This is a genomic window from Microcystis sp. LE19-41.2A (assembly GCF_027530405.1).
Taxonomy (GTDB): Bacteria; Cyanobacteriota; Cyanobacteriia; order Cyanobacteriales; family Microcystaceae; genus Microcystis; species Microcystis aeruginosa.
The window spans coordinates 1-4,154 of the sequence record NZ_JAPZQJ010000588.1 but is presented as its reverse complement, the minus strand read 5'-3'; the positions used below and the strand labels follow the sequence as shown (position 1 = coordinate 4,154).

The window sequence follows — 4,154 nt, the reverse complement described above, 5'->3', positions numbered from 1 at the left end:
TTAGTTTTTCGGTGGGATGCTTACAGGCAGCCGCTGACGCATCTGTAATAATTTAGGGTTTGCTGAAAAAGTTTTTCGTGGGGGTAGGAGTCAGGAGTCAGGAGTCAGGAGTCGGTCGTTTCAGGCTTTGTTGCCCTCTTTTTTTGTACCAGTTTGTGTACTATGAGGAGAATAATGCAAGGTTTTTGAATGTCCCAATCCTATTTTCTTGCACTAACATCAGATTTTAACAGGTCAAAAGCCTTATTTTCAAAGGGTTTTACCATTATTCAGCAAGTCCTAATTTAGGCTCTTCTGGTTTCTGTGTGGAAATGAGGTCTATACTGATAGTTTATTTAACAAAATAGTCCTAAAAGTCTTTCCCAGTAAACATTTCACGATTTCATAAGCAAAAATTATCACACAAAGTCGAGAAGAGCCATAATTTAAGAGTCACTGATAATTGCTGATTGTCGGTATTTCTGCAAGTGTGAGATGCACCTCCTTGATTTTTTTTTAACTATGTTGGTAGAATTTGAGAAAACTGAATAGACTAGGAGCTTTTCGGTCATGATCTTTATTATCCCGATTATTCTTGGTGCGGCGGCCTTAGTTACTGCTGGTGTGGGTGTTAGTGCCGGTGCTGATGGTGTCTCTAAGCTACAAAAGGCGGAAAAAATTGGCAAAAGTGCCGAACAAAGATATAAAAAAGCCAATAAATCCCTAGAAAAAAAGTTTCAAGCTACCCAAAAATTTGCGGAAGAATACGGTCAACTGCAAATTAATGTCAAAATCAACACTATCGGCAGATTTGTTAAGTTTATTAGCAGAATTGATCAAAGAAATAGTCAAAGAATTGGTCAAAATTCCTCCCAATTCCATCAACGCTTCTTAGAAGGGTTTGAGGGATTTTCTACCCAACAATTCAAGGAATTTAAAGCAGAAGTGTTAGACGCGCAAAGTTTGGCTGTGGGGGGTTTAAAAGTAGTGGGAGTCGCCTCGGCAGCCAGTCAGGGAACCCTAGGATTAATTGGTCTTTTCGGTACTGCTAGTACAGGAACAGCAATTAGTGGACTTAGTGGGGCAGCCGCTTGGAATGCTACCTTAGCATGGTTAGGAGGTGGTTCTTTAGCTGCCGGTGGTGGTGGTATGGCTTTGGGAACAGTGGTTTTAGGAGGTATTACCGTTGGACCTGCTTTAATGATTGGTGGTTTTGTCTTAGGAGGAGAAGGGAAAAAAGCCCTAACTAAAGCTATCGAATACGCCAAGGAAGTGAATAATAAAATAGCTCAGTTAGATAAAAGTAAGAGTTTTTTAGGACAAGTTCAGCGCAGAATTAAGGAGTTACAATACCTCGTTAATAGTCTGAATAGTAGAGCTATTCAGAGTTTAACCGAACTGGAGTCACGAGCTAATTTTAATCCTCATCTAGAGGAAGATGTGGCCAAGTTTCGGGAGGTACTACTTTTAATTAAAGCTTCATCGGAAATCATGAAACTGCCTATCCTAGACGAAAAGGGGAAATTAACCAAAGCAACGGAAAATCTCGGAGAAAAGTACCGCCATCTCTTAGAAAAATAATAGTAGGATGCCTGCCAGAAATAAAGAAAATGGTATGATAAACGCTCTAGAATTTAATTTAATAAATATTACCGAGTATTTCAATTAAAGTTAACTCTATTTCTGGAAAGGATTCAATAAAAATACTTTCACCTCGATAATATTTCTGAATAGCTTGATAACTACCATGCAGCGGATGGCGATAAACTTCTAAACATTCCTCCTTGAGATTGATAATCCAAACCTCTTTAATATTTGCTTCTGCATAAAGAGGGATTTTAGTATAGCGATCATAATCGAGGGTAGAATCGGAAACTTCAATAATTAAATAAATATCTTGAGGACAAGGATAGGCAGCAACATAAAAATCCGCTCGAGGTATTAGTAAACTTAAATCTGGTTCTGGTTGAGAATTATTATTTAATCTAATCGGATTTTGTACTCCTAAGAGAATAAGATCGCCAAATTTTCGATAAAATAACTGTGTTAATCTAGCTATACAGGCAGCATGACGGGTTCCCATCGGTGACATTTTGATAATTTCTCCTCGAATTAATTCCACTTTTTCATCGGGTTTGATTATTCCCTGGGTTGTCATTTTTTCGTATTCTTCCACCGTAAACTTACGGGTAATCAGTGATAAAGACATTTTAACTACACTCCTAATATTTCTGCAATAGTGAATTCTATATCGGGAAAAGATGTCATAAAAACCCTCTCATTTATAGAGTATTTCTGAATATTTTGATAACTACCCTGCAGCGGATGGCGATAAACTTCTAAACATTCTTCCTTGAGATTGACAATCCAAACTTCTTGAATATTTGCTTCCGCATAAAGAGGGATTTTAGTATAGCGATCATAATCGAGGGTAGAATCAGAAATTTCAATAATTAAATAGATATCTTGAGGACAGGGATGGGCAGCAACATAAAAATCCGCTCGAGGTATTAGTAAACTTAAATCTGGTTCTGGTTGAGAATTATTATTTAATCTAATCGGATTTTGCACCCTGAGAATAATTTTCTGTCCTAATTTTTGATAGAATAATTGTATTAATCTATCTATACTAGAAGCATGACGAGTTCCCATCGGTGACATTTTGATAATTTCTCCTCGAATTAATTCCACTTTTTCATCGGGTTTGATTATTCCCTCGGTTGCCATTTTTTCGTATTCTTCCACCGTAAACTTACGGGTAATCAGCGATAAAGACATTTTAACTAAACTCCTACTTTCTCTTTATTCTATCTGGACAGCCTTGCAAGGGGGGAATTATCGGTGTTTAAACCATTAATCGGGGGGATAAACTAACTTTTTGGGGACTTGTACTGATTCTTCGGGAAAAATCAGCGCTTGCCATGGCGACAAAACCGCTAAATCTAACGTCTAGAAAGCTGGGGTCGGATCGAAACTGCCCCAAAAAAGCTACTATAGGTCAGTTGTCGATGTTAGAAAAAATAGCCGTTCCCATCAGGAACATTAAGTCGAGAAATTTTATGGTTAAGCGAAAACAGCCTTATAGTTTAATTTATCTGCTCACTCTGGTGATCGGTTTAGTCATAGCGATCGCACCTGACGGACAAGCACAAACCCCCGACTCTAACAATCCCACCAGCGATCCTAACGAATTAAAACCCTTAAATCAAGCCGATAGTGTCCTGAGTCTTCAGGGGGGACAACGTTTAGTGGAAGAAGCGAACGCCGCTATTAATGCCGCTAAATACGATGTCGCTGTGGACAAACTCAATCAAGCGCGTCGGATTTTTAACCAACTATCTAACTATCATCTGCAATTAGCTAATAGTTTCTCAGGAATTGACCCGAAAGTATTCGATTCTCAGCGTCAAAGTGCTTTAAACACCGGACAACTGCGGGATGAAGCCACCTATCAGCTTGCTTTGGTCCATAGGGCGCAAAATCAGCCAGAATTGGCGGTTCCTTTGTTAATTCAGGTGATTCAATCCCAAAACCCCACCAGTGAATTAGGACAAAAAAGCTATCAACAACTCTACGAGATGGGATTTGTCAGTACACCCATCTCCGCACCGACTCCCACCTCCGCAACTCCTAACAACTCCCCCCCACAGCAGTAAATTTTGTCCCCATTGACGAGCTTTCGGTAACAATGGGATCAGAGTATCTTTAATTCTTTTGAGGAGTTACGATGGTTGACTTTCGCCAAGTAGAAGCGATGATTCAAGAACAAATCCCCGATGCACAGGTGATGATTCGGGATTTAACGGGAGGTGGCGATCATTTGGAAGCGGTGGTTATTTCTGGCGAATTTGCCGGCAAAACCCGCGTTAAACAGCATCAAATGGTTTATGGCGCTTTACAATCGGCACTGGCTACCGAAGCCATCCATGCTTTGGCATTAAAAACCTACACTCCCGACAGTTGGGCAGCAGAAAAATAACAGTTATCAGTTAAGTAGGTAGGTGTTAAAAGTTGTCAGACACCCCCCTTATTAAGGGGGGATTAAGGGGGGATCCCCCCGCCTATCGGCACCCCCCTTATCAAGGGGGATCCCCCCGCCTATCGGCACCCCCCTTATCAAGGGGGATCCCCCCGCCGATCGGCCCCCCCCGTTTCAAGGGGGATCCCCCCGCCGA

General features: G+C 40.7%; 5 protein-coding genes. 3 read left to right on the top strand and 2 right to left on the bottom strand.

The window, feature by feature from the left end; translation table 11 throughout:
* Nucleotides 1-549 precede the first annotated feature (549 nt).
* On the top strand, nt 550-1,560 hold the full coding sequence (locus O9290_RS24640; protein ID WP_288059584.1) for a hypothetical protein: 1,011 nt from the start codon (nt 550-552) through the stop codon (nt 1,558-1,560).
* Nucleotides 1,561-1,618: 58 nt separating this feature from the next.
* Here the strand turns inward: O9290_RS24640 and O9290_RS24635 are convergent, their stop codons facing one another.
* Nucleotides 1,619-2,188, bottom strand: coding sequence for a Uma2 family endonuclease (locus tag O9290_RS24635; protein WP_288059578.1), 570 nt, complete (start codon nt 2,186-2,188; stop codon nt 1,619-1,621).
* Nucleotides 2,189-2,193: 5 nt separating this feature from the next.
* Nucleotides 2,194-2,757, bottom strand: a complete 564-nt coding sequence (locus tag O9290_RS24630; RefSeq protein ID WP_288059576.1) for a Uma2 family endonuclease — start codon at nt 2,755-2,757, stop codon at nt 2,194-2,196.
* 230 nt (nt 2,758-2,987) lie between these two features.
* Here O9290_RS24630 and O9290_RS24625 point away from each other — a divergent pair, with 230 nt between their 5' ends.
* On the top strand, nt 2,988-3,635 hold the full coding sequence (locus O9290_RS24625) for a hypothetical protein (protein WP_002760602.1): 648 nt from the start codon (nt 2,988-2,990) through the stop codon (nt 3,633-3,635).
* A gap of 71 nt (nt 3,636-3,706) precedes the next feature.
* On the top strand, nt 3,707-3,958 hold the full coding sequence (locus O9290_RS24620) for a BolA family protein (protein WP_002737239.1): 252 nt from the start codon (nt 3,707-3,709) through the stop codon (nt 3,956-3,958).
* Nucleotides 3,959-4,154 lie beyond the last annotated feature (196 nt).

Coding starts and splice junctions, on each gene's coding strand:
- O9290_RS24640 (WP_288059584.1), top strand. CDS start 550: ATGATCTTTATTATCCCGATTATTCTTGGTGCGGCGGCCTTAGTTACT.
- O9290_RS24635 (WP_288059578.1), bottom strand. CDS start 2,188: ATGTCTTTATCACTGATTACCCGTAAGTTTACGGTGGAAGAATACGAA.
- O9290_RS24630 (WP_288059576.1), bottom strand. CDS start 2,757: ATGTCTTTATCGCTGATTACCCGTAAGTTTACGGTGGAAGAATACGAA.
- O9290_RS24625 (WP_002760602.1), top strand. CDS start 2,988: ATGTTAGAAAAAATAGCCGTTCCCATCAGGAACATTAAGTCGAGAAAT.
- O9290_RS24620 (WP_002737239.1), top strand. CDS start 3,707: ATGGTTGACTTTCGCCAAGTAGAAGCGATGATTCAAGAACAAATCCCC.